At 68.8% G+C, this 25,411-nt stretch carries 20 protein-coding genes; 7 read left to right on the top strand and 13 right to left on the bottom strand.

The genetic code is table 11. The annotated features are described in order from the left end of the window. Window positions 1-2 precede the first annotated feature (2 nt). The 3 genes from AC1RQF_RS02355 to AC1RQF_RS02345 all read right to left on the bottom strand — a co-directional run bounded on the left by AC1RQF_RS02355 (window position 3) and on the right by AC1RQF_RS02345 (window position 5,342). A complete protein-coding gene (locus AC1RQF_RS02355; RefSeq protein ID WP_492871224.1) occupies window positions 3-3,188 on the bottom strand; it encodes an efflux RND transporter permease subunit in 3,186 nt (1,061 codons plus the stop codon). Between the two features lie 61 nt (window positions 3,189-3,249). Next, window positions 3,250-4,464 (bottom strand): efflux RND transporter periplasmic adaptor subunit, encoded by a 1,215-nt coding sequence (locus AC1RQF_RS02350; RefSeq protein ID WP_252983912.1) that lies wholly within the window; start codon window positions 4,462-4,464, stop codon window positions 3,250-3,252. A gap of 32 nt (window positions 4,465-4,496) precedes the next feature. Further along, entirely contained in the window at window positions 4,497-5,342 is an 846-nt protein-coding gene (locus AC1RQF_RS02345; protein WP_252983913.1) for an alpha/beta hydrolase, read from the bottom strand. Between the two features lie 498 nt (window positions 5,343-5,840). Between AC1RQF_RS02345 and ceoR the strand changes: the two genes are divergently transcribed. Further along, window positions 5,841-6,845 carry a putative multidrug efflux transcriptional regulator CeoR gene (gene ceoR / locus AC1RQF_RS02340; protein ID WP_273997452.1) on the top strand — a complete coding sequence of 335 codons (1,005 nt, stop codon included), beginning with the start codon at window positions 5,841-5,843 and terminating at the stop codon, window positions 6,843-6,845. A gap of 15 nt (window positions 6,846-6,860) precedes the next feature. Here the strand turns inward: ceoR and AC1RQF_RS02335 are convergent, their stop codons facing one another. Together AC1RQF_RS02335 and AC1RQF_RS02330 are read right to left on the bottom strand one after the other, a co-directional pair. Beyond that, window positions 6,861-7,526: an IS110 family transposase gene (locus AC1RQF_RS02335; RefSeq protein ID WP_273997451.1), complete on the bottom strand. Its 666-nt coding sequence runs from the start codon at window positions 7,524-7,526 to the stop codon at window positions 6,861-6,863. Between the two features lie 166 nt (window positions 7,527-7,692). Further along, on the bottom strand, window positions 7,693-8,034 hold the full coding sequence (locus AC1RQF_RS02330) for an H-NS histone family protein (protein ID WP_492871222.1): 342 nt from the start codon (window positions 8,032-8,034) through the stop codon (window positions 7,693-7,695). Between the two features lie 317 nt (window positions 8,035-8,351). On the opposite strand from AC1RQF_RS02330, the gene AC1RQF_RS02325 reads away from it, so the two are divergent. After that, a complete protein-coding gene (locus AC1RQF_RS02325; protein ID WP_492871220.1) occupies window positions 8,352-9,038 on the top strand; it encodes a response regulator transcription factor in 687 nt (228 codons plus the stop codon). Window positions 9,039-9,057: 19 nt separating this feature from the next. Here AC1RQF_RS02325 and AC1RQF_RS02320 read toward each other — a convergent pair whose 3' ends face one another. From AC1RQF_RS02320 to AC1RQF_RS02305, 4 genes are all read right to left on the bottom strand, one after another. Beyond that, window positions 9,058-10,098 carry an Ldh family oxidoreductase gene (locus AC1RQF_RS02320; RefSeq protein ID WP_273997449.1) on the bottom strand — a complete coding sequence of 347 codons (1,041 nt, stop codon included), beginning with the start codon at window positions 10,096-10,098 and terminating at the stop codon, window positions 9,058-9,060. Then, window positions 10,091-11,695, bottom strand: coding sequence for an aldehyde dehydrogenase (NADP(+)) (locus AC1RQF_RS02315; RefSeq protein ID WP_273997448.1), 1,605 nt, complete (start codon window positions 11,693-11,695; stop codon window positions 10,091-10,093). The genes AC1RQF_RS02320 and AC1RQF_RS02315 overlap by 8 nt, the downstream gene beginning before the upstream one ends. Window positions 11,696-11,760: 65 nt before the next feature. Then, window positions 11,761-13,323, bottom strand: coding sequence for an APC family permease (locus AC1RQF_RS02310; RefSeq protein ID WP_273997447.1), 1,563 nt, complete (start codon window positions 13,321-13,323; stop codon window positions 11,761-11,763). Window positions 13,324-13,499: 176 nt separating this feature from the next. Continuing rightward, entirely contained in the window at window positions 13,500-14,420 is a 921-nt protein-coding gene (locus tag AC1RQF_RS02305) for a dihydrodipicolinate synthase family protein (RefSeq protein ID WP_492871219.1), read from the bottom strand. Window positions 14,421-14,901: 481 nt separating this feature from the next. Here AC1RQF_RS02305 and AC1RQF_RS02300 point away from each other — a divergent pair, with 481 nt between their 5' ends. Next, window positions 14,902-15,189, top strand: coding sequence for a DUF4148 domain-containing protein (locus AC1RQF_RS02300; protein WP_492871218.1), 288 nt, complete (start codon window positions 14,902-14,904; stop codon window positions 15,187-15,189). Between the two features lie 206 nt (window positions 15,190-15,395). Here AC1RQF_RS02300 and AC1RQF_RS02295 read toward each other — a convergent pair whose 3' ends face one another. Next, window positions 15,396-16,466, bottom strand: coding sequence for a purine-nucleoside phosphorylase (locus AC1RQF_RS02295; protein ID WP_273997445.1), 1,071 nt, complete (start codon window positions 16,464-16,466; stop codon window positions 15,396-15,398). A 489-nt stretch (window positions 16,467-16,955) separates the two neighbouring features. Then, window positions 16,956-18,020, bottom strand: a complete 1,065-nt coding sequence (selD, locus tag AC1RQF_RS02290; protein ID WP_273997443.1) for a selenide, water dikinase SelD — start codon at window positions 18,018-18,020, stop codon at window positions 16,956-16,958. Between the two features lie 107 nt (window positions 18,021-18,127). On the opposite strand from selD, the gene AC1RQF_RS02285 reads away from it, so the two are divergent. Then, entirely contained in the window at window positions 18,128-18,961 is an 834-nt protein-coding gene (locus AC1RQF_RS02285; protein ID WP_273997442.1) for a DMT family transporter, read from the top strand. A gap of 31 nt (window positions 18,962-18,992) precedes the next feature. On the opposite strand, the gene AC1RQF_RS02280 is transcribed toward AC1RQF_RS02285, so the two are convergent. Then, window positions 18,993-20,096 (bottom strand): porin, encoded by a 1,104-nt coding sequence (locus AC1RQF_RS02280; protein WP_273997441.1) that lies wholly within the window; start codon window positions 20,094-20,096, stop codon window positions 18,993-18,995. A 348-nt stretch (window positions 20,097-20,444) separates the two neighbouring features. Here AC1RQF_RS02280 and AC1RQF_RS02275 point away from each other — a divergent pair, with 348 nt between their 5' ends. From AC1RQF_RS02275 to AC1RQF_RS02265, 3 genes are read left to right on the top strand one after another with little or no spacing between them, the layout of a single operon-like run. Then, a complete protein-coding gene (locus AC1RQF_RS02275; RefSeq protein ID WP_273997440.1) occupies window positions 20,445-21,344 on the top strand; it encodes an N-formylglutamate amidohydrolase in 900 nt (299 codons plus the stop codon). After that, entirely contained in the window at window positions 21,341-22,114 is a 774-nt protein-coding gene (locus AC1RQF_RS02270) for an IclR family transcriptional regulator (protein WP_492871217.1), read from the top strand. The genes AC1RQF_RS02275 and AC1RQF_RS02270 overlap by 4 nt, the downstream gene beginning before the upstream one ends. Before the next feature lie 29 nt (window positions 22,115-22,143). Continuing rightward, window positions 22,144-23,664 (top strand): YfcC family protein, encoded by a 1,521-nt coding sequence (locus tag AC1RQF_RS02265; RefSeq protein ID WP_492871215.1) that lies wholly within the window; start codon window positions 22,144-22,146, stop codon window positions 23,662-23,664. 109 nt (window positions 23,665-23,773) lie between these two features. Here AC1RQF_RS02265 and pdxR read toward each other — a convergent pair whose 3' ends face one another. Then, the gene (pdxR, locus tag AC1RQF_RS02260) at window positions 23,774-25,291 is read right to left on the bottom strand and encodes a MocR-like pyridoxine biosynthesis transcription factor PdxR (protein ID WP_273997437.1); all 1,518 of its coding nucleotides are present in this window, start codon (window positions 25,289-25,291) and stop codon (window positions 23,774-23,776) included. Between the last annotated feature and the right edge of the window lie 120 nt (window positions 25,292-25,411).

Below are 25,411 nucleotides of genomic sequence, written 5' to 3'. Positions count from 1 at the left end.
CCTCAAGCATCGGCGGCCGGCACGCCATAAGCCGCTGAATCCTTCTGCGCGACGTGGATCTTGCCGCCCGCCAGCGTGCGCAGCACCACATAGAACACCGGCGTCAGCATCAGGCCGAACAGCGTCACGCCCAGCATCCCGAAGAACACCGCGATCCCCATCGCATGACGCATCTCGGCGCCCGCGCCCGTCGACAGCACGAGCGGCACCACACCCATGATGAATGCGATCGACGTCATCAGGATCGGCCGCAGGCGCAGCCGGCTCGCCTCGATCGCCGCTTCGAGCGGGGTCTTGCCGTCATGCTCCAGCTCGCGGGCGAATTCGACGATCAGGATCGCGTTCTTCGCCGACAAGCCGACCAGCACCATCAAGCCGATCTGCGTGAAGATGTTGTTGTCACCCTGCGTGAGCCACACGCCCGTCAGCGCCGACAAGATGCTCATCGGCACGATCAGGATCACCGCGAGCGGCAGCGTCAGGCTTTCATACAACGCGGCCAGCACCAGGAACACCAGCAGCACGCTGATCGGGAACACCCAGAACGCCGAGTCGCCCGCGAGGATCTGCTGATACGTGAGGTCGGTCCACTCGAACTTCACGCCGCGCGGCAGGGTCTGCGCGGCGATCCGTTCGATCGCCGCCTGCGCCTGCCCCGACGAGTAGCCGGGCGCGGGCCCGCCGTTCACGTCGGCGGCGGTGTAGCCGTTGTAGCGCACCACCATTTCCGGCCCGAAGGTCGGCGACACCGTCACGACCGACGACAGCGGCACCATCTCGCCCGCCGCATTGCGGGTCTTGAGCTGGAGGATGTCGTCCGCGCGCTGGCGGAACGCCGCGTCCGCCTGCACCCGCACCTGGTAGACGCGGCCGAAGCGGTTGAAGTCGTTCACGTACAGCGAGCCCAGGTAGATCTGCATCGTGTCGAACACGTCGGTCACGTTCACGCCCAGCTGTTTCGCCTTCACGCGATCGAGGTCGACGTTGAGCTGCGGCACGTTGATCTGGTAGCTGGTGAACAGCGGCCCCAGCTCGGGCGCTTCCCGCGCGCGCTTGATGAAGTCGTTGGTCGCATCCGCCAGCCGCGCGTAACCCACCGCGCCGCGATCCTCGACCTGCAGCTTGAACCCGCCGAGCGTGCCGAGCCCGAGCACGGGCGGCGGCGGGAACACCGCGACGAACGAATCCTTGATGCCCGCGTACTGCTGGTTCAGCGCACCCGCGATCGCGCCCGCCGACAGCGCCTTGCCGTGCCGATGGTCGAACGGCTTCAGCGTGACGAACACGATGCCCGCGCTCGAACTGTTGGTGAAGCCGTTCACCGACAGCCCCGGGAACGCCACCGCGCTCTCGACGCCCGGCTGCTTGAGCGCGATCGCGCCCATCTCGCGGATCACCTTCTCGGTGCGGTCGAGCGACGCGCCGTTCGGCAGCTGCGCGAACGCGATCAGGTATTCCTTGTCCTGCGCGGGCACGAAGCCGCCCGGCACCACGCGCGAAACCAGCAGCGTCGCGCCGACCAGCACCACGTACACGCCGAGCATCACCGCCTTGCGCGACAGCACGCCGCGCACGCCGCGACCGTAGTGCTCCGAACCGCGCTGGAACACCTTGTTGAAGCCGCGGAAGAAGCCGCCGAACACGCGGTTCATCACGCGGGTGAGCCAGTCTTCCTTGTCGCCGTGACCCTTGAGCAGGATTGCCGACAGCGCGGGCGACAGCGTCAGCGAATTGAACGCCGAGATCACCGTCGAGATCGCGATCGTCATCGCGAACTGCTTGTAGAACTGGCCCGTCAGGCCCGACATGAACGCGAGCGGCACGAACACGGCGACCAGCGTCAGCGCGATCGCGATGATGGGCCCGCTCACTTCCTGCATCGCCTTGTAGGTGGCGGCGCGCGCGCTCAGGCCGCTCTCGATGTTGCGTTCGACGTTCTCGACCACGACGATCGCGTCGTCCACCACGATCCCGATCGCGAGCACCATCCCGAACAGCGACAGCGCGTTGATCGAATAGCCGAACAGCAACAGCAGCGAGAAGGTGCCGATGATCGACACCGGCACCGCGATCAACGGAATGATCGAGGCGCGCCAGGTCTGCAGGAACACGATCACCACGATCACGACGAGCGCGATCGCTTCGAGCAGCGTGTGCACGACGGCCTTGATCGAGGAGCGCACGAACTGCGTCGGGTCATAGACGATGCGGTAGTCGACGCCGGCCGGGAAATCCTGCTTCAGCTCGGCCATCGTCTTGCGCACCTGGTCGGAGATCGCGAGCGAGTTCGCGCCCGGCGACTGGTTGATCGCCATCGCGACCGCCGGCTTGTTGTCGAGCAGCGAACGCAGCCCGTACTCGGACGCATCGAGTTCGATGCGCGCGATGTCGCGCAGATGCGTGACGCCGCCGTCGGGCGCGGTCTTCACGACGATGTCGCCGAATTCGCCCTCGGTCTGCAAGCGGCCGCGCGCATTCACCGACAACTGCAGCGGCGTGCCCGGCAGCGACGGCGACGCGCCGATCACGCCCGCCGCGACCTGCACGTTCTGTTCGCGGATCGCCCTCACGACGTCGTCGGCCGTGAGGTTGCGCTGCGCGACCTTCTGCGGATCGAGCCACACGCGCATCGCGTAGTCGCCCGAGCCCCACAGCTGCACCTGGCCCACGCCCTGGATCCGCGACAGCCGGTCCTTCACGTTGATCAGCGCGTAGTTGCGCAGGTAGGTCATGTCGTAGCGGTTGTCCGGCGAGATCAGGTGGACCACCATGGTCAGCGTCGGCGAGCTTTTCACGGTCGTCACGCCGAGCCGCTGCACGTCCTCGGGCAGGCGCGGCAGCGCCTGGTTCACCCGGTTCTGCACGAGCTGGGTGGCCTTGTCGGGATCGGTGCCGAGCTTGAACGTGACGGTGATCGTCAGGTTGCCGTCGCTGTTGGCCTGGGACTGCATGTACAGCATGTCCTCGACGCCGTTGATCTGCTCTTCGATCGGCGATGCGACCGTTTCGGCGATCACCTTCGGGTTCGCGCCCGGATACTGCGCCTTGACGATCACGGATGGCGGCACGACTTCCGGATACTCGGAAATCGGCAGCATGAACATCGCGATCACCCCGCCGAGCAGGATGATGACCGACAGCACCCCTGCAAAGATCGGTCGATCAATGAAAAATTTGGATATGTTCATGGAAAGCTCTATCGGATAGGGCGCGCCGGCACGGCGCGCCCGGATCAGCAGTGCGGGCGGATCAGGACTTGGCCGCCGCCGGCGCGCCCTGCGCCGCCGCGACCGGGGTGGCGGGCGCATCCTCGCCGCCCGTCATCGGCACGAGATGCGGCTTCACCTGCTCGCCGGGCCGCACCAGCTGCGTGCCGCGCACCACCACGCGGTCGCTCGCCTGCAGGCCGCTGACGATCACGCGCTGGTTGCCGTGCTGCCCGCCCACTTGCACCTCGCGATACGACACGCGCCCCTGTCCGTCGACCACGAACACGAACTTCTTGTCCTGGTCGGTGTTGACCGCCGCGTCGTCGACGAGCAGCGCCGGATGCGGCGCGCTGCCGCCCACCTTGATGCGCGCATACAGGCCCGGCACCAGCATGCCGTCCGCATTGTCGAAGCGCGCGCGCACGCGGATCGTGCCCGACGACGCATCGAGCCGGTTGTCGACCGAATCGATCGCGCCGCTGCGCGAATAGCCGCTCTCGTTCGCGAGCCCCAGTTCCACCGGCACCCGGCGGCCGTCCTTCGCGCCGTTGATGTATTGCAGGTAGGTCTGTTCGTCGGCGTCGAACGACGCGTAGATCGGCGATACCGAGACCAGCGTGGTCAGCGGCGCGGCCGATGCGCCGGCCGACACCACGTTGCCGACGGTGATCTCCGCGCGCGACACGCGGCCCGCGACCGGCGCGACGATGCGCGTGTAGCCGAGGTTGATGCGCGCAGTCTCGAGCGCGGCGGCGGCCGCTTTCAAATTCGCGTTCGCCTCGCGCGCACCGTTCTGCTTCTCGTCGTAGTCGCGCTTCGCGATCGCGTTGTCGCCGATCAGGCGCTGCGCGCGCTGCCAGTCGCTTTGCGCATAGCCGTCGCGGGCCTGCGCGGCCGCGAGCTGCGCGGCCGCGCGGTCGACCTCGGCCTGATACGGGCGCGGATCGATCACGAACAGCGTGTCGCCCTTCTTCACGAGCGCGCCGTCCTTGAAGTTGACCGAGACGATCGTGCCGGCCACCTGCGGCCGCACGTCGACTTTCTCGACCGCCTCGAGGCGGCCCGAATAGCTTTGCCAGTCGGTCACCGTCTTCGCGAGAACCGTGGCGACGTCGACTTCGGGCGGAGGCGGCGCCGACTTGTCGGGCGCGCTCGCGTTCACGCGGATCGCGCTGAAGGCGCCGAAGCCGGCGACCGCGACGGTCGCCAGCGCGGCGGCCGCGAGGCGGGCGCGGCGGGAGTGCAGGATAGCCATGAAGATCTCCAGTAGCGTGAATGGAATGGAATTCAGGAGCGGGCGTGGAAGCGGCACTGGAAGAAGCGCGTCGCCTCCAGCAGCGCGGGCGGGTGATCCGCGAGGGCCGCGTGGGTGGTGTCGGGGAAGCGCATCACCTGGGTCGGCACGCCCGCGTCGATCAGGCAGGCCGCGTACTTCTCGGCCTCGACGTGCAGCACGTCGTTCTGTGCCGTGACGACGAGCGTCGGCGGCAGCCCGGCAAGCCGCACCGATTCGAGCGGCGCGGCGTACGGATGCATGCGCTGCAGGGGTTGCGGCAGGTAGGCGCGATAGCACGCCGCGCAATCGCGCGCGGTGATGTCGGACGCGAGGCGCTGCTCGTCGCCGATCCGCGTCATGCTCGGATCGAGCATCGGGCCGAACAGCGCCTGCGCCGTGATCGGCACCTCGCCGCGATCGCGCGTGATGAACGCGAGGCAGTTCGCGAGTTGACCGCCCGCGTCATGGCCCGCCACCGCGATCCGGCGCGGATTGCCGCCGAACGCGCGGGCGCGGGCCTCGACCCAGCGCGCGGCGCAGAACGCGTCCTCCGGCGCGGCCGGGAACGGATAAGCCGGCGCGAGCGAATAATCGACCGAAACGACGAGCGCCGGCAGATGCTCGGCCAGGAAGCGCGCGGCGAAATCGGCGTCGGCGAGCGAGCCGCGCACGAAACCGCCGCCGTGGAAATACAGCACGATCGGCAGCCCGGTCTTGTCGGGCCGCCGGTACAGGCGCAATACGATGTCTTTCGCGTAGCCGCCGATTTCGACGTCGGTGACCGCGAGCGCCCCGCGTGCACGCGCTTCTCCGCCCCACGGGGAGGTCGGCGGAAAGCGTAAGTCGGATCCATTCATGGCAGATGAGGCGGCAGCGCGCATTCATTTCAAGATGGATCGCATTCTGGATCCGTGCGCCATCGAGATAAATCCCGACAATCCGTCAACACAATTCAATGCATCTGAACAATCGACGGCGGGAGGAAGGATGCGCGGGGGGCGGCCGGGCGGCGTTCCCTTGGGCGGGAACCGGCGCGGCGCCCGTCCGGGTGCGCGGCGCGCGGCGCGCGGCGGGTGCGTCGCCGACGCGGACCGAGGCGGCCGCCCGTCAGCGGTAACGGTCCGCGATCGCGCCGGCCCAAACCACTACTCGCAGTCCGGTCTTGCAGACCCGGCCGGGCCCAGGCGGCGCGCGGCACGGCGCATCCGCGCCCGCGATTTGCCATCTTCGGCAAAAATCCGGATAAATGCCTATAATCCCGCAACACAATTCCACACCCCTGAACAATCGATGCCGCCCGCGCCCCGTCGCGTGGCGGCCTGCCCTTGTTCCGGCTTCGTTTTCTGGAGGGAGTAATGGACCGGCTTCAGGCCATGCAGGTGTTTACGCGCGTCGTCGATACGAACAGCTTCACCAAGGCGGCCGAAACGCTCGGCCTGCCGCGCGCGTCGGTCACGACCATCATCCAGAATCTCGAAGCGTTCCTCGGCGTGCGGCTCATGCACCGGACCACCCGGCGCCTGTCGCTGACGCCGGACGGCGCCGCGTACTACGAGCGCTGCGTGCGCATCCTCGCGGACGTCGAGGAAACCGAGGCGAGCTTCCAGACCAACAACCGCAAGCCGCACGGCAAGCTGCGCGTCGACATGCCCGGCTCGCTCGGCCGCCTGCTCGTGATTCCGTCGCTGTGCGAATTCCACCAGCGCTATCCGGACATCGACCTCCAGCTCGGCCTCACCGATCGCCCCGTCGACCTGCTGCAGGAAGGCGTCGACTGCGTGATCCGGGTCGGCGCGCTGCAGGATTCCTCGCTCGTCGCGCGCCGGATCGGCCTGTTCGAAGGCGTGACGGTGGCGTCGCCCGCCTACTTCGAACGCTACGGCGAACCGAAGTCGATCGAGGATCTCGATCAACACAAGGCGGTCATGTATTTCTCGCACCGCACCGGCCGCACCTTCGACTGGACCTTCCTGATCGACGGCAAGGAAGTCGAGGTCAAGGTGAACGGCATCGTGTCGGTCAACGACGCGGACGCCTACGTGACCTGCGGCATCGAAGGCTTCGGCCTGATCCAGCCGCCGCTCTTCATGGTGCTGCCGCACCTGCGCGCCGGCACGCTGAAGGAGGTGCTGCCGGGCTACAAGCCGCTGCCGATGCCGATCTCGATCGTCTACCCGCACAGCCGGCATCTGTCGCCGAAGGTGCGCGTGTTCGTCGACTGGATCGCCGAGGTGTTCGACCGCTGCCCGCTGCTGAGCGGCCGGGGCAGCCTCGACGCGACCTGCAGCAAGCGCACCTTCGAGGACGCGGAGCGCGCGCCCGCGCTCGATACGCCGGTGCTCAATGAATGGGTCGCGTAGCAGCGACCCGCCGCGCTACTTGACCCGCCGGCCCCACAGCCGGCCGTATGCGCCCTCGGCGCGGCGGCCGCGTCCGGCGCGGCGCGCGATGCTCAGCGCATCGGTCAGCGTCGCGCGGTGCGATCTCAGATGCGTCGCGCAGCAACGCTCGACGCCCGCGATCTGCACTTTCAGGAACCCGATGGTCTGTTCGACGCCCTTGCGCACGCTCGGGTGCGACTGCGCCAGCAACTGATATTCCGCCATCAGCAGGGCAAACAACTGGCGATGGCGCTGCATCAGCGCCTGCATGCGCATCCGTTCCAGGTCGCCCATCGGCTTCGCACACTGTTCGCCGCTGGGCTGCCGATACAGCGTCGCGCCGAGCGTCGCGAGCCGCTGCGCATCGAGCACGTCCGTGCCGCCCGGCTCGCCGAGCGCAAGCTCGAACTCCCTGGCCTGATGCGGGCTGATCACGAGCACCGCCAGCCCGGCCGCCTGCAACGCGCAAATCGCGTCGAATTCATGCCCGCCGCTCGACTTCACGGCCACGAGCGCCGGCCGCCATGCCGCGACCGCATCGACCAGCCGGTCGATGCCAGCCGGATCGTTCGGATAGCGCCACACGAGCCCGGCGCTGGACACCACGATGTCCAGCATGTCATGCGCCACGTCGACGCCGACGAAGACGTCGTCAGCCATGCCGTTCTCCTTGCCACACGCCGAATGATGAGTCATACGAAACCAATTGCGTCCGCACGATGCACGGTCATGATTGAAAGACGGGCCACGGCGCTCCCGCCCTGCCGCATGGCGTTTCCCGGACCCGGCGGCGGATGAAGTCGCGTGTCGGTCGCGCGACAAAAAATCAGGGAGCCTCGTGCGCGGATTGGACGCCGGCAGGTTCACGGCGATCCTCTTCAGGCGCCGCATCGAGCGCGAATTGGTCCCGATCCTTGCCGCGCAGCCAGCGCGGCTCCTTGCCGACGCCGGACCAGGTTTCGCCCGTTTCCGGATTGAAATACTTGGCGCGACGCTTTCGCGTCGCGCCATTCGACTCATCCGGGAACAGATCGCTTTGCGTAAATCCGAACTCCTGGATGCATTGTCGGATTTCCGCGAGCACCGCGGTGGCAATGATGACGCGCTCCCGGCTCAGTTGATCCTCGAGCAGCGCCTTCTTCTCCATATATGACTCGTAGACCATCATGGCTCGCCTCGACCCAGCCACGCATCCCATCGCGGGCAGCGCCTGGAGGACGGGAGCTGTTGAGGAAAGCGTAGCAGCGGCACTTTCGGCTATTGACAACTTTTGTCAACAGTGCTTACACGACCAGCAGTTTTACTCATCGAAACAATTTGTTTCGGAAGATTCAATGTTCATAAACGTTGACAATTTCGCCTAGCCTTCAATGCGACCATTTCGGCGAGGAAAATGTCAAGCCCCGGCCCAGTTCTCCAACCGAATCATCCCACGAAAAGTCTGCCCATGCCGATCGAGAATTTAAGACAGGATTACGAAATATTATGAAAATCTTATATCTCGAGGACGATATCGCTTATATCGCTCTGGTCAGATCGATCTTGGTGGAACTGGGCCATCACGTGCACGCGGTGCGCGACGGGTGCGAGGCCATTCGCCATCTGGAAAGCGAGGTTGCGGACCTGCTGATCCTCGACTGGCAGGTGCCGGGCCTGTCCGGGCTCGAAGTGCTGGCCTGGGTGCGCGAGCGCATCGGCCCGCATCTGCCGATCCTGTTCCTGAGCAGCCGGGCGCGCGACGACGAGATTCTCGAGGCCATCAATACGGGCGCGGACGACTACCTCGTGAAACCGGTCAACCGGTGCGAACTGATCGCGCGCATCAACGCGCTGGCGCGCCGTGCGTATCCGAAGCTCGGCGAGCAAAGCAACACGATCGAGATCGGCGGCTACCGGATCGACACGAAATACCGCACTGCCCAGCTGCATGGCGAGCCGGTCAAGCTGACGCCGCGCGAGTTCGAGATCGTCGCGCTGCTGTTTCGCAACGTCGACCGGGTCATGCCACGCGACGCCCTGATCCGTTCGATCTGGGGGCGCGACCTGGGCGCCGTGTCGCGCAGCCTCGACACGCACATCTATCGGATCCGGGCCAAGCTCTCGATCCACGCGGGCAACGGCGTGCGGTTGCGCACCATCTACACGCACGGCTACCGGCTCGAAGCCATGTGACGCGCCCGCGCGCTCGTACTCAACCCAGCAGTGCCTGGATGTCGCGATAGAGCGGACCCGGCACCCGCACACCCTGCGCGAGACTGCGTGCGCGGGCCGCGAAGCGGCGCTGCGACGGCAGGCGCGCGCCCTGCCCGGCGATCGCCTCCAGCAAGCGCTCCGCGCGCGCCTGCCCCTCGTCGCGTCGCGCGCCGAGGAACACGTCGGGATCGAACGCGATCAGCAACTCGCCGTGGCAAGGCGTCGCGCCGACGCCTGCGTCGAACGCCAGCGATTCCATGCTCGTGAAATCGCCGATCAACGCACCCGCGAGCAACTCGATCATCGCCGCCAGCGCCGAGCCCTTGTGTCCGCCGAAGGTCCGCATCGCGCCCTGGAGCGCCGCGCGCGCATCGGTGGTCGGCCGGCCGTGCGCGTCGATCGCCCATTCCGGCGGGATCGGCCGGCCGGTGCGTGCGTGCAGCTCGATGTCGCCGCGCGCGATCGCGCTCGTCGCGAAATCGAACACGAATGGCTCGCCGTATGGCTCGCCGCCGGGCCGGGGCCAAGCGAACGCCAGCGGATTCGTGCCGAACACCGGCCGCGCGCCGCCTTCCGGCGCGACCCACGCATGGCTCGGACACATCGCGAGCGCGGCCAGCCCATGCGCGGCGAGCGCCTCCACCTCCGGCCACAGCGCCGAAAAATGGAAACAGCGATTGATCGCCAGCGCCGCGATGCCCTGGGCGCGCGCGCGCTCGACCAGCGCCGGCAAGCCCAGTTCGAACGCGAGCAGCGAGTAGCCGCGCTGCGCGTCGACCGATACGACGCCGCCCGCAAGCGTGCGCAGGATCGGCTCCGCGCGCGGATCGACCTGGCCTTCGCGCAGCGAACGCACGCAGACCAGCAGGCGATAGATGCCGTGCGAGTGACACTCGTCGCGCTGGCATCGGGTGATCACGCGGGCGATCGCGCGCGCGTGCGCGTCCGACATGCCGTGGTGCGTGAGCACCTCGAATGACAGCCGCTCGACTTCGTCGAGCGACAAGACGACTTCGTCCTGTTTCGCGGCGTCATGCATCGCGCGTCTCCGCAGCTTGATCGACACCGTTCACGCGGCGCGCGATGCCGAGCGGATTGCCGTCGCGCAGCGCGGTCGGCAGGCAGTCCGCCGGGAAATCCTGGTAGCACACGGGCCGCAGGAAGCGCTCGATCGCCCGGCTGCCCACCGACGTCGTGCGCGCATCCGACGAGGCGGGAAACGGGCCGCCGTGCACCATCGCATCGCAGACCGCGACCCCCGTGCCGAAGCCATTCGCGAGAATCCGCCCCGCGCGCCTTTCGAGCAGCGGCAGCAAGGCGCCGAACGCGGCAGCGTCCGAATCGTCCGCGTGCACCGCGATCGTCAGCTGACCTTCGAGCGACGCCAGCAGCGCATGCAGCGCCGCCTCGTCGGAACAGCGCACGATCAGCGACGCCGCGCCGAATACTTCGTCGCGCAGCGCGGCGTCACGCATGAACGTCTCGGCCGCGGTCGCGAACAGCGCGGCGCGCGCCGTATGCGGGCCGCCCGCCGCGCCGGTCGCGAGCGCGACCACGCCGGCGCTTGCCGCGCGCGCCTCGACCGCCGCGCGATAGGCGGCGTCGATCGCGGGCGTCAGCATCGTCGCGGCGGGCGCGGCGTCGAGCGCGGCCGCGGCCGCCTGCTCGAACGCGCGCAACGCCGGCCCGTCGACCGCCAGTACGAGGCCCGGATTGGTGCAGAACTGCCCGGCGCCCAGCGTCAACGAGGCGACGAACTGCTGCGCGATCGTCGCCGCCCGCGCGGCGAGCGCGCCCGGCAACAGCAGCACGGGGTTCACCGCGCTCATCTCCGCATAGACCGGAATCGGCTCCGCACGCGCGGCCGCGATCCGCATCAGCGCCGCGCCGCCCGCGCGCGAGCCGGTGAACCCGACCGCCTTGATGCGCGGATCGGCGGCCAGCGCCTGGCCGATCGCGTGCCCCGCGTCGAACAGCAGCGCGAACACGCCTTCCGGCATCCCGCACGCGCGCGCGGCGCGCTGGATCGCCCGGCCGACCAGTTCAGAGGTGCCCGGATGCGCGGGATGCGCCTTCACGATCACCGGGCAACCGGCCGCCAGCGCCGACGCGGTGTCGCCGCCCGCCACCGAGAACGCGAGCGGGAAATTCGACGCGCCGAATACCGCCACCGGCCCGAGCGCGATGTTGCGCAGGCGCAGGTCGTTGCAAGGCAGCGGCATGCGCAGCGGCGCGCCGCCCGGATCCGCGTTGTCGATGCGCGCGCCGAGGTAGCCGCCTTCGCGCAGGAGCGTCGCGAACATCGCGAGCTGGCCGACCGTGCGCGCGCGCTCGCCCTCGATGCGCGCGCGCGGCAGGCCGGTCTCGGCGCAGCAGCGCTCGACGAGCGCGTCGCCGAGCGCGACGAGTTCCGCGCCGATCGCGTCGAGAAACGCCGCGCGCGCCGCGGGCGGCGTCTCCCGATACGCATCGAACGCCGCGTCGGCGAGCCGGCAGGCGGTATCGAGATCGGCCGGCGTCGCGCCGCCGAACGCGGGCGCGAGCGCCTCGCCGGTGGCGGCCGCGATCGCGTGAAAGGTGCCGTTCGCGCCGAACGCGGCCGCGCGGCCGATCAGTTGCTTGCCTTCAATGACCATGCTCTCTTCCTCGGGTCGGATGCGCGGCCCGCCAGGCCGCGCCGTGGTGGCGGAGGACGGCGCATTCATTCGTCGTCCTCCAGTTCAAGCCGGGCCGGCACGCCGGTCGCCGCGCCCCAGTAGTAGATGACGATCGCGATCAGCGCGACCGCGAGCGTGTCGTAAGGATGCGCGAGCACGCCGATGCCGCCGAAGCTGCCGAGATAAGACGCGCCGACGATCAGTGCATAGAACGCGATCAGCCACAGCGACGCGCGCACCTGCCGCGCGAGGCTCAGCTGCCCGGTCGGCACGTGGCGGCCGCAGCCGAGATAGACGACGAACAGCGCGATCTGCAGACCGAGCAGCCAGGACACCGTGCCCCAGCCAGACCAGTAGACGATCAGCGCGGCGACGATGAACGACAGCGGGCCGAGCACCGCGAAGCCGGCGGCGCGAAACGGCCGGGGCAGCTCGGGGGCGGTGCGGCGCAGCGCGGCGACCGACACCGGCGCGACCGCATAGCTGAGCACCAGCGCGGCCGACACGACGTTGATCAGCACCTCCCAGGACGGGAACGGCAGCGTCCAGAACACCGACAGCCCGAAGGTCAGCCACAGGCCCGGGCGCGGAATGCCCGAACGCGCGTCGATGCGCGTGAAGACCTTGAAGAAGGTGCCGCTCTTCGCCCAGCCGTAGACCACGCGCGGCGTCGCGTTCATGTAGATGTTGCCGCAGCCGCTCGGCGAGATCATCGCGTCGGCCACCACCATGTAGGCGAGCCAGCCGACGCCGAGCACGAGCGCGATGTCGCGGTACGGCAGCGAGAACGCGTGGCCGATGCCCTGCCAGCCGCCCGCGAGCATCCCGGTCGGCACGCCGCCGAGGAACGCGAGTTGCAGCAGCACGTAGATCAGCGTAGACAGCAGCACCGACAGGATCAGCGCGATCGGGATCGTGCGCTGCGGCTCGCGCACCTCGCTCGCGACCGAGATGATCGGCGTGAGGCCCAGGTACGCGAAGATCACGCCGCCCGCCGACACGGCCATCTCGACGCCGGACAGGCCGAACGGCGCGAAGCCGGCGACGGTCAGGTTGGCCGGCTTGAAGAACATGAACAGCACGCCGATCACCGACAGCGGCACGATGAACTTGAACAGGCTGATCAGGTTGTTGGCGGTCGCGAAGGTCTTGACGCTCGAATAGTTGAGCAGGAAGAACACGCCCAGCAGCGCGAACTGCAGCAGCCAGCCCGCGACGGTCGGGTTGTTGCCGCCCGCGACGGTGAGGCCGGGGAACCAGGCGGCCGCGTACTGCCGCGCGGCCACCACCTCGATCGCGATCAGGCTCGAAAACGCGATCAGCGTGATGAAGCCCATCAGGTAACCGAGCAGCGGGCCGTGCGAATACACGGGGTAGCGCACCACGCCGCCCGCGCGCGGCAGCGCCGCGCCCAGCTCGCAGTAGACGATGCCGAGCAGCAGCACCGCGACGCCGCCGAGGATCCACGAGAAGATGCCGGCGGGCCCGGCGATCGAGGCGACGTGGCTCGCCGCGAACAACCAGCCGGATCCGAAGATGGCGCCGAGACCGATGAAGGTGAGATCGGTCAGCGACAGCCGCTTCTGGAATTTGCCTTGTGTTGCCATGAGGAAGATGCCTTGTATCGGAACCGCGATGACAGGCAGACGGGCACCCGCCCACGCGGCGCGTGAGCGCCCGTGGGTTTCGCGACATCGGAGAGGCGGCGACGGGAGGACGGCCGCGGGAACGGGGCGCGTCTGTCGAACGCGCGCGGGCGGGGGAACACCGCGCGCCGGGGCGCTTACAGCCCCACGTCGGGCAGGGTCGGCCGCTCGGCGAGCGCCTTCGCGACGATCGCCTTCACCTCGGCCAGCGTCTCGCCCTGCAGCGCGAGGCGCGGCGGGCGCGTGACGGCGCTGCCGCGTCCGACCAGCTCCTCGCACAGCTTGATGCACTGAACGAGATCGGGGCGCGCGTCGAGATGCAGCAGCGGCATGAACCAGCGATACAGCGCGAGCGCCTCGTCGAAGCGCCGCTGCATCGCGAGACGGAACAGCGTCTCGCCTTCCTTCGGGAACGCATTCGACATCCCCGACACCCAGCCTTGCGCGCCGACCGCGAGACTTTCGACCACCACGTCGTCGAGCCCCGCGAACAGCACGAAGCGATCGCCCACCGCGTTGCGGATATCGATGAAGCGGCGCGTGTCGCCCGACGAATCCTTGAAGTAGACGATGTTCTCGCAATCCTGCAGCGCGATCAGCACGTCGGGCGTCACGTCGTTCTTGTAGATCGGCGGATTGTTGTAGACCATCACCGGCAGGTCGGTGCTCGTCGCGACCGCGCGGAAGTGCGCGGCCGTTTCGTGGGTCTTCGCGGAATAGACGAGCGCCGGCATCACCATCACGCCGTCGACGCCGGCGCGCGCGGCCTCGCGCACCGTGTCGCACGCGAAGGCCGTGGTGAATTCCGCGATGCCCGCGATCACCGGCACGCGGCCGGCCGCCGCGTCGCGCGCGGCCTCGATCACCGCGAGTTTCTCGGCCGTCTTCAGCGAGGTGTTCTCGCCGACCGTGCCGCAGACCACGAGGCCCGACATGCCGTCCTTGACGAGATTGGCCATCACGCGATGCGTCGCTTCGAGATCGAGCGAGAAGTCCGCCTTGAATTGGGTGCTGACGGCGGGGAAAACGCCGCTCCAGTACTCGGTGCGATGGTTCATCAATGTCTCCTCGAATGGGTAGGGGGCGCGGAATGGCTCCGGACTGTCGACAAGTATCCGCTCGCGGCGCAGCGGCGGCTTGTGACTTTTCCCGCTCGTGGAAGATGAAATCGGCACAGTGCGCGGGGCCTCGCGGCAGGCCGGCGCGACGCGCGACGCTGCGCCGGCAAGCATGGTGCGCCTTGCCGCAAGGCTTGGCGCAAGCCTCGTGCGCAAGCGCTCGACCGGCCGGCAAACACGCCGGTGCGCCCTTTTCGCACGGCCCGCGCGCGGCAATCGGCACAGCGTCCGGCGCACGCCGGGCGCATCGCTCACGAGGGTGCGCGACGATGCCCCCACCCGCGACGCGGATATCGATTGTTCCAACTTCGCGACAATTCAATTCGCTCGCCGGCCATTTATCGATGCTGCACCTGCACCTAAATTACCCCTGTCGCGCGGGAAAACCTCCATCGCGCATCGAATCGACAGGAGTTGCATCATGAAACGCAGCAGTCTCTTCGCCGCCGTCGCCCTTGCGCTGACGGTTTCCGCACCGGCCTTCGCGGAAGGCGGCATCGGCCTCACCGGCGCATATGGCGACAACGCGTGGCACGGCAAGAGCACCCGCAGCCGCGCCGAGGTGCGCGCGGAACTCGAACAGGCGCAGCAGGACGGCTCGCTTGATGCGCTGCGCAAGACCACCTCGTATCCGCAAGGCGTCGAGTTGGCCCGCCGCGCCTATCGTCCCGATCCCGACGCCAATCAGCTCGCGGGCGCGGGCCGGTAAACGCCGTGGGCCGCGCGTCGGGTCGCCCGACGCGCGGCCCACGCCGCTCCACAGCAACTTCATCGCGTCACGTCTTTCCTTCAAGGGTTACGACCATGAACGAACCGTCTCCTTCGCCGCTCGATCAATGGGACAGCACGATCCCCGTCTGGACGCCGTTCCGCCCGACGGCCGGCCGCTGAGCGCGACGACGGCCGCCGCCGCGCTCAACGGCGCGGCACGCCGTCGCGCCAGGCGCTCCAGTGCGTGACGATGTCCTGCACGAGCGGGTTGCCCGCCAGATACAGGTTCGCGGTCGCGAGCGGGAAGCCGCCCTGGTCCGCATAGTTGAGCAGATTGTCCGCGCTGGTCTGGCCCGCGTGCGGCCGATCGAAATCGGAACCGGTGCGCAGCACCGCCACGCGATTCAGATCCACCCGCTTCACGCTCGCCGCGCGCTTGAGCGCCTCGAAGGTCGCGTTGTCTTCCTGCGCCGTCATGCAATACGTGCCCTTGCCGTCGGTCAGGATCCTGGTCCATTCGCGCGCGCGCTCGCCGAGCAGCGTGCCCGAGAACCACGTGTTGCCCGACGACGTGTCGCACTGGATCACCGTCGGCGGCTGGTTCGCGGGCGCGTAGTCGAACTTCGCGCGCGCCGCCTGCGCCTGCGGGCTGTCCGACAGCGTGACGTTGCGCGACAGTGCGTAGGCGGCGTCCGCGAGCTGCGGGTTGAGCTGGAACACTTCGTTGCGGTAGTCGAGCGGCGGCTTTTCCGTCGGGTTCTTCGTGTTGATGCCGAGATAGCCGCCGCTCCAGCCGGCCGGGATCTCGCGCGCATCGAGTTCCCACTGGATCCCGAAGTCGACCAGATACTTCGCCCATGCGGCGGAGCCGAGCGTGCCGCGCGCCGGATCGACGCCCGCGATGCCCGAGATCAGGAAATAGGTGCGACGCAGGTCGAAACGCTGCGAGAACGTGAGCGCCATGATCGACGACGCCGCGTTCGCGTAGCCCATGCCGGTCGTCACGACGCAGACGTCCTGCTTGTTGCAGTGAACGGCCGGATAGTCGGGCGACAGGCCGGGCACCGACACGGTCTTCCACGGCCCGAGCTTGTCGAGCCAGGCCTGCCCTTCGGGGCCGAACATCGTGATGATCATCACCTTCACCGGGCGGCCCTGCGCGGCGGCGGCGGCGCCGGCGCCGGCGTCGCGGCCGGTGTCCTGGGCGAAGGCGGAGACGGCCGAACAGGCGGCCAGCGTGAAGACTGCGGCGGACAGAATCGATCGAGTCAGCATCGGCGTTCCTTTGTCGATTGTTGTTGGAAGCTGGGGGAAGACGTGCGGCACGGCGTGTCATGGCCCGCGCGCAGTATAGAACGGTGGCGCGCGCGATGGATTCGGCAGGGCGCGGGGGGTAGGCCGTCGCGGGGGGCTGTTGCGGCGGAGCCGTTGCGGGGGGCTGTTGCGGCGGAGCCGTTGCGGTGAGGTCGATACAGGGGCTGTGACGGCACCGCCGTGATAATTGGAAGGAGCGCGCGCCGGACGACCTGGGATGCAATGCGCCCATCAATGACGGGCGCGAAATCACCGAGCCCGGTACTCGACACGCCAGTCCGCACCGCCAGCCAAGCGCGGTCGGCCGGACGCGGTCGGCTAGACGCGGTCGGCCAGACGCGGTCGGCCAGACACGCAACCGAACGCCCCCGCCCAGCCGCACCGGCGAGCCTCGCGCCCCACCACCCTACTTCCGCGCGGCAGCGCCTGAAAGCCGCCTCGCCCGCAACGTCAGGCGACGTCGACGCGCGCAGGCCCGTCCGACATCTCGCCGATCACGGCCGCGCGATCGAAGCCGTCGGCGCGGAAGCACGCGAGAACATCGTCGACCGCTTCCGGCGCGCACGCGACGAGCAGGCCGCCGGACGTCTGCGGATCGGTGAGCAGCGCCTGCGCGACGGGCGGCAGGCTGTCGGCGAGCCGCACCTCGGCGCCGTACGAGGTCCAGTTGCGACCCGATGCGCCGGTGAACACGCCGTCGGCGACGAACGCCTCGACCCCCGCGAGCCACGGCAGCGACGCGTAATGCACGCGCGCGGTGAGGTGCGCGCCGCGCGCCAGTTCAAGCGTATGGCCGAGCAGCCCGAAGCCCGTGACGTCGGTCAGCGCATGCACGCCCGGCAGGGCGGCAAGCTCCGTGCCCGGCCGGTTCAGCTTGGTGGTCGTCGCAACCATCTGCGCGTAGCCCGCGGCGTCGAGCTGGTTCTTCTTCAACGCCGCCGACAACACGCCGACGCCGAGCGGCTTGCCGAGCACGAGCACGTCGCCCGCGCGCGCGGCCGCATTGCGCTTCACGCGCGACGGATGCACGACGCCGATCGCCGCGAGCCCGTAGATCGGTTCGACCGAGTCGATCGAATGGCCGCCCGCGACCGGAATGCCCGCGTCCGCGCACACCGATTCGCCGCCGCGCAGCACGGCCGCGATCGTCTCGTGCGGCAGCACGTTGATCGGCATCCCGACCAGCGCGAGCGCGAGGATCGGCTTGCCGCCCATCGCGTACACGTCGGACAGCGCGTTGGTCGCGGCGATCCGGCCGAAGTCGAACGGATCGTCGACGATCGGCATGAAGAAGTCGGTGGTCGCGACGATCGCCTGCTCGTCGTTCAGCCGGTAGACGGCCGCATCGTCCGAGGTCTCGGTGCCGACCAGCAGGTCGGGGAACAGCGCGGGCGGCGCATTGCGCTTCAGCAACTCGGACAGCACGCCCGGCGCGATCTTGCAGCCGCAGCCGCCGCCATGCGACAGGCTCGTGAGGCGCGGCGGCGCGGCGTCGGGGCGGGTGGAGTCAGTCATGGCGAGGTTCCGGAAAAGAGATAAACGCTCTATTATCGGCAATCCCGCGCAAGCGCGCGCGGCGCCCGCCGCAAAATTCCCGGCCCCGCCATCCCCCGCAGCCGTTCATGGATCATCGTTTCGTCGCGCTCGTCCTGCTGTCCGCGTTGTTGCACGCCGTCTGGAATGCGTTCCTCCACGTCAGCGAGGACCGCGTCGTGCAGCTCGGCACGATGTCCCTGCCCTATCTCGCGGCCGGCCTTGCCGGCGCGCTGCTGCTGCCCTTGCCGCCCCCGGCGGCGTGGCCTTATGTCGCGGCCTCGGCGCTGCTCGAACTGGGCTATTGCGCCGCGCTGCTGCGCGCCTACCGGCGCGGCGAGTTCAGCGAGATCTACCCGATCGCGCGCGGGCTGTCGCCGCTCCTCGTCACCGGCCTCGCGTTCGCGCTGCTCGGCGAACGGCCGACGCCCGCCGCGCTCGCGGGCATCGCCTGCGTATCGGCCGGCATCATGTCGCTCGCGCTCCGGCGCGGCCGCCATCCGGCCGGCGACAGCGTGCCGTACGCGCTGCTGACGGGCGCCTTCATCGCCGCCTATTCGGTCGTCGACGGCATCGGCGTACGGATCGCGGGCGATCCGCTCGCGTACATCGCCTGGGTCTACCTGCTGTGGAACGCGCCGCAGCTCGCGCTGATCTGCGCGCTGCGCGGCCCGCGCACGCTGCTCGCCGCGCGCGGCGCGCTCGGGCGCGGCATGCTGGCCGGCACGCTCGCGCTCAGCGCCTATGCGATCGTGACGCTCGCGTACCGGCGCCTGCCGGTCGCGACCGTCTCCGCGCTGCGCGAGACGAGCCCGATCTTCGCGCTCGCGATCGGCTGGTCCGCGCTGCGCGAACGACCGACCCCGCGACGGCTCGTCGCGTGCGCGCTCGTGGTGGCGGGCGCGGCGCTGATCCGGCTTTAGACGGAACCGACGCGCGCCCGCGGCCCGCCGGTCAGAACTTGTGGCGGATGCCCGTCACCGCGACGATCTGCGTACGCGTGCTCGACGGGTTCGAGATCCCTTCGATCGCGGCCACCGCGTTCGACGACGCGCGCTGGTAGAAGGCATTCACGTAGACATCGGTGCGCTTCGACAGGAAGTACTGCGCGCCGACGCTCGTCTGCAGGTAGTGCGAGCTGGGCTTCGGCCCCTGCGACGCGAGCACCTGCGTGTAGGTCTCGCCGAGCGCGAACTGCAACGCGGGCGTCATCAGATAGCGCACGCTGCCCTCGTAGTTGTTGAAGCGCACCGCGCCGCCCGTCTGCAGGTTGAACAACGAACTCGTGTAGAGCAGCCCGAACGTCGCGGGCCCCCATGCGTAGGTGCCGCCCGCGCCCCAGATCTGCTGGCGCGCCACGCCCTTGATGAACGTGTAGTAGTTGTCGGACGCCACCGCGCCGGTCGTGTCGAGCGCCGGATGATCGACGCGCACGTAGGCCGCGCCGAGTTGCAGCGGCCCGTTCCCGTAGCTCGCGCCCAGGCTCCACACGCGGTTCTGGGCGAACGCGGTCGAGTTCGAGAAGCCGTACAGGCCGATCGCGCGCAGGCCGTACCAGGTGGGCGTCTGGTACTGCACCGAGTTGTTGGTGCGGAACGTGTTGTTGAGGTCGTCGGTGTCGAACGGATGCAGCGCGTACTGCGTGAGCGCGGTGCTCGCGCCGATCTGCAGCGGCTCCAGCACTTCCTGCGCCGCGTTGTACTGGCGGCCCATCGTCAGCGTGCCCCAGCGGTCGTTGTCCAGCCCCACGTAGGCGCGGCGCCCGAACAGCCGGCCGCCCTGGCTCGCGGCGCCGGTCTCGATGTTGAAGCCGTTCTCGAGCCGGAACACCGCGCGCGTTCCGCCGCCGAGATCCTCCTTGCCGACCAGCCCCCAGCGCGTGCCCTGCTCGTTGCCGCCCGTCGCCTGCCATGCGGCATGCCCGTTCTGGTTGTTCGTATACGTGATCCCCGAATCGACGACGCCATACAGCGTCACGCTCGACTGCGCCTGCGCGCAGGTCGCCCCCGTCGCGCCCGCCATACCGGCCAACACGATCGCCATGCCTTTCCGTTTCATCTCCGACCCCTTATTAGATTGAATATGGGGAGCGATTTATTTCGCTCACAACGTGTTTTATTTAATAAAACATCGTCTTATTTATTGTTCAATCTGGCGATTTGATGCGTCAAGCCATGCCAAAAATCGCCTACGGGAGTCGCACCGATCTGGTTCTGAAAGCGTTTCGAAGAATGAAACAAGTCCAATAACGACAGCCATTACAGCCCGATCATCACGCATCGCCGCGCCGCCGTAAAAAGCCCTTGACCGCGATTTTCTGCCGTTGTGAAATATTGATACGCTGTTTTATTCATTAAAACAAACGGACGAGACGCTCCAAGAAACTAGGTAAAGAACCTGATCTCCATGCTGACGTTTAATTGCAACAACACGCACGCCGGCGAATCGCCCGCGTATTTCGTCGCGCAGCCGACCGCGCCCGCCCTGCCGATCGTCGTCGATTCGCCGCACAGCGGCATCGCGTATCCGCCCGACTTCCGCCCCGTCGCGCCGGACGATGCGATCCGCACGACGTGGGATGCGTACGTCGACGAACTGTGGAGCGGCGCCGCCGCGCGCGGCGGCACGCTGCTCGGCGCGACGTTCCCGCGCGCCTACATCGATCCGAACCGCGCGGAAACCGACATCGACGCCACGCTGCTCGCCGAGCCGTGGCCCGAGCCGCTTTCCCCGCAGCCGTACACGCAGCGCGGCATGGGGCTGATCCGGCGCGACGCGCTGCCCGGCGTGCCGCTGTACGACCGCAAGCTGTCGCTCGCCGACGTGCGCCGCCGGATCGACGCGTACTACCGGCCGTACCGCCGGGCGCTCGCCGGCATCGCCGAGCCGCTGCATGCCGCGCATCGCGCGCTGTGGCACATCGATTGCCACTCGATGAAATCGCGCGGCAACGCGATGAACGTCGACGCGGGCGCGCTGCGGCCGGATGTCGTCGTCAGCGACCGGCGCGGCGCGACCGCCGACCCGGCCTTCACCGCCTGGACCGCGCAGTGGTTCGCCGACGCCGGCTACCGCGTGCAGATCAACGACCCGTACCAGGGCGGCGACCTGCTGACCGCGCTCGCCGATCCGGCGCGGCAGCGCCACAGCATCCAGATCGAATTCAACCGCGCGCTGTACATGGACGAGGCCGCGTTCGCGAAGCACGCGGGCTTCGACGCGCTGAAGCGCTCGGTCGACGCCTACCTCGATGCGCTCGCCGATTACGTGCGCGCACGCCTCGCCTCGCCGGGAGACACCCCATGACAACCTACATCGTCGACGCCGTCGACAGCGCGTTGAAGCTGCTGAGCTACGTCGCCGAGCACCCGAACCTCGGCGTGACCGAGCTGGCGTCGCAGCTCGGCATCAACAAGTCGCGCACCTACCGGATGCTGTGCACGCTCGAACTGCATCGCTTCGTCGTGCAGGACGCGCACACGTCCACCTACGCGCTCGGCCCGCAGGCATTCGTGATCGGCGTGGCCGCGTCGCAGCAGAACGCGCTCGTGCGCGCCGCGCACCGGCACATGCTTGCCCTCAACCAGGCGATCAACGAGACCATCGTGCTGCGCGTGCGCGAAGGGCTCGAATCGGTGTGCGTCGCGCGTTGCGAAACGACGCACGCGGTGCGCACCGTCGGCGCGGTCGGCAACCGCCGCCCGATCAGTTTCGGCGCATCGGGCAAGGTGCTGCTCGCGTTCGCGCCCGACGCGGTGCGCGACGAATATCTCGCGCAGCTGCGCAGGAACGGGCGGGCCGACGACCTGCCGACGTTCGCCGGCGAACTCGACGTGGTCGCGCGCAAGGGCTACGCGGTGAGCAGCGGCGAGGTGACGCCCGGCGCGGTCGGGATCGCGGTGCCGGTGCGCGACCTGACGGGCGGAGCGGTCGCCTCGGTCAGCGTGACGGGCCCCGAGGTGCGCGTGAGCCACGCCGACATTCCCGACTATCTCGAACGCCTGCAGGCGTGCAGCCTCGCCATTTCCGCCGAACTCGGCTACGTCCCGGCGCGCGCCGCGCTGCAACCGGCCTGACGGCCCGCTACTTCATCGACGAGGATCCGATGCCCGCCTCTTCCCCGAATCCGGCCGACGCACGCCACATCGACACCACCGCACGCACGGCCGGCGATCCGGCGGCCGGCGACCCGGCGGCCGGCGACCCGGCGGCGAGCGCCGGCCGCGCGCCGCATCCGCACGGCAAGATGCTGCACCCGGTCGTGATGATGCTGTGGGTGCTGGCCGCCGCGATCGCGCTCACGTGGATCGTCGACGCCGGCCACTTCGAGCGCAACGGCCGGCTCGTCGTGCCGGGCACCTATCACGTGGTGCCGAAGACGACCGCGCTCGCGACGCTCGTCGCGCCGGCCGTCAGCCACAGCACGCCCGCGCACGCACTGCCGGCGAGCCTCGTCTCGGCGTTCGTCGCGGTGCCGGAAGGGCTGCTGAAGAACGCGCCGCTGATCGTGATGGTGATGTTCGTCGGCGGGATGTTCGGCGTGATGCGCCGCACGGGCGTCGTCGACGCGGGCATCGACCGGCTGCTGCAGCTCACCGGCAACAACGCGTACCTGCTGACGCCGCTGCTGATGATCCTGATCGGGCTCGGCAGCACGCTGCTCGGCTTCATCTCCGAATACCTCGTGATCATTCCGATGGTCGTCGTGATCGCGCGGCGGCTCGGGCTGTCCGACCTGTTCGCGGTCGCGCTCGTCGCGCTCGCCGCGAAGATCGGCTACATCGCCTCGGTCACGAATCCGCTCGCGCTCGCCGTCGCGCAGCCGCTCGTCGGCGTGCCGCTGTTCAGCGGCGTCGCGCTGCGCGCGGTCGTCTTCGTCGTATTCCTGACGATCGGCATCCTGTACCTGCTGCGCCACGTGCGCCGCACCGGCTACCAGGTCGGGCAAATAGCGCCGGGCGCCGCCGTGCACGCGGCCGCGAAGCTGTCGCTGCGTCACAAGGCGACGCTGCTCGTGTTCGCCGCGGCGGTCGCGATGCTGATCTTCGGGACGCGCGAACTGAGGTGGGGCAACGTCGAACTCGCGGCGTTCTATGCGGCGGTCAGCATCGCGACGGCCGTCATCGGCCGGCTCGATTCGCGCAGCGCGGCCGACGCGTTCGTCGACGGGATGAAGAACATGATGCTCGCCGCGCTGCTGATGGGCCTCGCCGCATCGGTCGAGCTGCTGCTGCAGAACAGCCTCGTGCTCGACACGCTGATCCACTTCTTCACGCGGCTCGCGGACGGCCAGTCGCCGGTATGGGTCGCGAACGGATTGATGGCCGTGCAGATGATGCTCGACGTGTTCATTCCGTCGGTGTCGGGCAAGGCCGCGGTCAGCATGCCGATCATCGGGCCGATCGCCCAGCTCTCCGGCGTGAGCGGCCAGACCTCGGTGCTCGCCTTCGTGCTCGGCGGCGGGCTGACGAACCTCGTCACGCCGACGTCCGGCATGCTGCTCGCCTATCTCGCGACCGCGCGCGTCGACTTCGGCGCGTGGCTCCGTTTCGTGCTGCCGCTGTTCACGATCCTGCTCGCGCTGTCGTGCGTCGTGCTGACGTTCGCGGTGTGGATCGGGTATTGAGGTCCGCAGGCGCGGTCGAACGCGCAGGCGCGCCGCGCGGCGAAGCGCGGCGCCGCCTTCGCCGCGGGCGGCTTGCCGCGCAACGCGCCGCGCGAAGTCGATGCGCCGCTCATCCCGCCGCGCTCGCGACACCGAACGCCTGTTCGTCGATCGCCTCGGCCAGCGTCGCGAACGCCGTCTCGATCTCGTTCTCCGGCACGCACGCATAGCCGAGCAACAGCCCCGACGACGCGCGGGCGCGGTCCGCGTAATAGCCGGACAAGGGGCGCGCGACGATATTGCGTTCGAGCGCGGCCCGCGCGACCGCGCGATCGTCGACGCCGCCCGGCAATTGCGTGACGAGATGCAACCCCGCGTCGCTGCCGAGCGCATGCAGCGTATCGCCGTAGCGGCGCGCGACCGCGTCGAGCAGCACCTCGCGGCGTTGCCCGTACAGCGTGCGCATCTTGCGGATATGCGACACGAAGTGCCCTTCCGCGATGAATTCGGCGAGCACGGCCTGCTGCAGCAGCTGTCCTTCGCGATACAGCTCGGCGCTCGCGGTCGCGAAGCTTTCCGCGAGCGGTTCCGGCGCGACCAGGTAGCCGACCCGCAGCCCCGGGAACAGGGTCTTGCCGAAGCTGCCGACGTAGATCACCTGCCCGGCCGTATCGAGACCCTGCAGCGACGCGAGCGGCCGGCTGCCGTAGCGGAATTCGCTGTCGTAGTCGTCCTCGATGATCCAGCAGCCGTGCTGGCGCGCGTATTCGAGCAGCATGCGCCGCCGCGCGAGGCTCATCACCATGCCGAGCGGATACTGGTGCGACGGCGTGACGAGCATCAGCTTCGGCGGTTCGGCGAGATCGGCGGCCGACGGCGCGATGCCCTCGTCGTCGACCGGAATCGGCCGCGTGGTCAGCCCCGACACGTTCAGCACGCTGCGCACGCCCCAGTAGCACGGATCCTCGGTCCAGATCACGTCGCCCGGGTCGGTCAGGAGCCGGACCGCCAGGTCCACCGACTGATGGATGCCGGTCGTGATGACGATCTGCTCGGGCGTGCAGCGCACCGAGCGCGCGGTCCGCAGGTAGTCGGCCAGCGTCTCGCGCAGCAGCGCGAGGCCGCCGCCCGGCGCGTAGGTCAGCAGGTCCGGGCGCAGCCGCCGCCAATACTTGTTGTGCAGGCGGGTCCAGACCCGCGCCGGAAAGCGCGACACGTCCGGCACGCCCGGCATGAACGCGCCGCCCTGCCGCTTCGACACCCCCGCCGCCTCCAGCAGGTGCGCGCCGCGCGCCGACAACGGCCGCGCCGCCGCCGCGCGCGACGCGTCCGGCGCGCGCGCGGCGGCCGCCTCGCCCGCGCCGACGATCTCGTCCGGCGCGCTGTCCGCGACGAAGGTGCCGCGCCCGGTGGCCGAGGTCACATAGCCTTCGAGCGCGAGCTGTTCATAGACCTGCGTGACCGTGTTGCGCGCGATGCCCAGCTCCGCGGCCAGCAGCCGCGACGACGGAAAGCGCGCCCCGGCCGGCAGCTCGCGGCTCAGGATCGCCTGCTGCAACAGCCGGTGCAGCTGCCGGTAGATCGGCTGCGCGCCGCCGCCGCGCACGAGGCGCTGCGCCAGCCAGTCGGACAACACGCTCGACCGCATCGAATTGGCTCCTAGATATTTTGCGAAATGGCTCTGATTTTCGGAGCCAAATCTGATTATAGTCACCTCATGGACGCGTCGACGCGTCCGCCGTCCTTGAATACCGACACGAATCCGACT

Source organism: Burkholderia sp. GW821-FHT14F03, from assembly GCF_058803765.1.
The sequence above is the reverse complement of the archived record's forward strand: the minus strand, read 5'-3'. Positions and strand labels throughout refer to the sequence as shown.

Bases quoted from the DNA above. Each gene is read 5' to 3' on its own strand.
- AC1RQF_RS02355 (WP_492871224.1), bottom strand. From the start codon at position 3,188: ATGAACATATCCAAATTTTTCATTGATCGACCGATCTTTGCAGGGGTG.
- AC1RQF_RS02350 (WP_252983912.1), bottom strand. From the start codon at position 4,464: ATGGCTATCCTGCACTCCCGCCGCGCCCGCCTCGCGGCCGCCGCGCTG.
- AC1RQF_RS02345 (WP_252983913.1), bottom strand. From the start codon at position 5,342: ATGAATGGATCCGACTTACGCTTTCCGCCGACCTCCCCGTGGGGCGGA.
- ceoR (WP_273997452.1), top strand. From the start codon at position 5,841: ATGGACCGGCTTCAGGCCATGCAGGTGTTTACGCGCGTCGTCGATACG.
- AC1RQF_RS02335 (WP_273997451.1), bottom strand. From the start codon at position 7,526: ATGGCTGACGACGTCTTCGTCGGCGTCGACGTGGCGCATGACATGCTG.
- AC1RQF_RS02330 (WP_492871222.1), bottom strand. From the start codon at position 8,034: ATGATGGTCTACGAGTCATATATGGAGAAGAAGGCGCTGCTCGAGGAT.
- AC1RQF_RS02325 (WP_492871220.1), top strand. From the start codon at position 8,352: ATGAAAATCTTATATCTCGAGGACGATATCGCTTATATCGCTCTGGTC.
- AC1RQF_RS02320 (WP_273997449.1), bottom strand. From the start codon at position 10,098: ATGCATGACGCCGCGAAACAGGACGAAGTCGTCTTGTCGCTCGACGAA.
- AC1RQF_RS02315 (WP_273997448.1), bottom strand. From the start codon at position 11,695: ATGGTCATTGAAGGCAAGCAACTGATCGGCCGCGCGGCCGCGTTCGGC.
- AC1RQF_RS02310 (WP_273997447.1), bottom strand. From the start codon at position 13,323: ATGGCAACACAAGGCAAATTCCAGAAGCGGCTGTCGCTGACCGATCTC.
- AC1RQF_RS02305 (WP_492871219.1), bottom strand. From the start codon at position 14,420: ATGAACCATCGCACCGAGTACTGGAGCGGCGTTTTCCCCGCCGTCAGC.
- AC1RQF_RS02300 (WP_492871218.1), top strand. From the start codon at position 14,902: ATGAAACGCAGCAGTCTCTTCGCCGCCGTCGCCCTTGCGCTGACGGTT.
- AC1RQF_RS02295 (WP_273997445.1), bottom strand. From the start codon at position 16,466: ATGCTGACTCGATCGATTCTGTCCGCCGCAGTCTTCACGCTGGCCGCC.
- selD (WP_273997443.1), bottom strand. From the start codon at position 18,020: ATGACTGACTCCACCCGCCCCGACGCCGCGCCGCCGCGCCTCACGAGC.
- AC1RQF_RS02285 (WP_273997442.1), top strand. From the start codon at position 18,128: ATGGATCATCGTTTCGTCGCGCTCGTCCTGCTGTCCGCGTTGTTGCAC.
- AC1RQF_RS02280 (WP_273997441.1), bottom strand. From the start codon at position 20,096: ATGAAACGGAAAGGCATGGCGATCGTGTTGGCCGGTATGGCGGGCGCG.
- AC1RQF_RS02275 (WP_273997440.1), top strand. From the start codon at position 20,445: ATGCTGACGTTTAATTGCAACAACACGCACGCCGGCGAATCGCCCGCG.
- AC1RQF_RS02270 (WP_492871217.1), top strand. From the start codon at position 21,341: ATGACAACCTACATCGTCGACGCCGTCGACAGCGCGTTGAAGCTGCTG.
- AC1RQF_RS02265 (WP_492871215.1), top strand. From the start codon at position 22,144: ATGCCCGCCTCTTCCCCGAATCCGGCCGACGCACGCCACATCGACACC.
- pdxR (WP_273997437.1), bottom strand. From the start codon at position 25,291: ATGCGGTCGAGCGTGTTGTCCGACTGGCTGGCGCAGCGCCTCGTGCGC.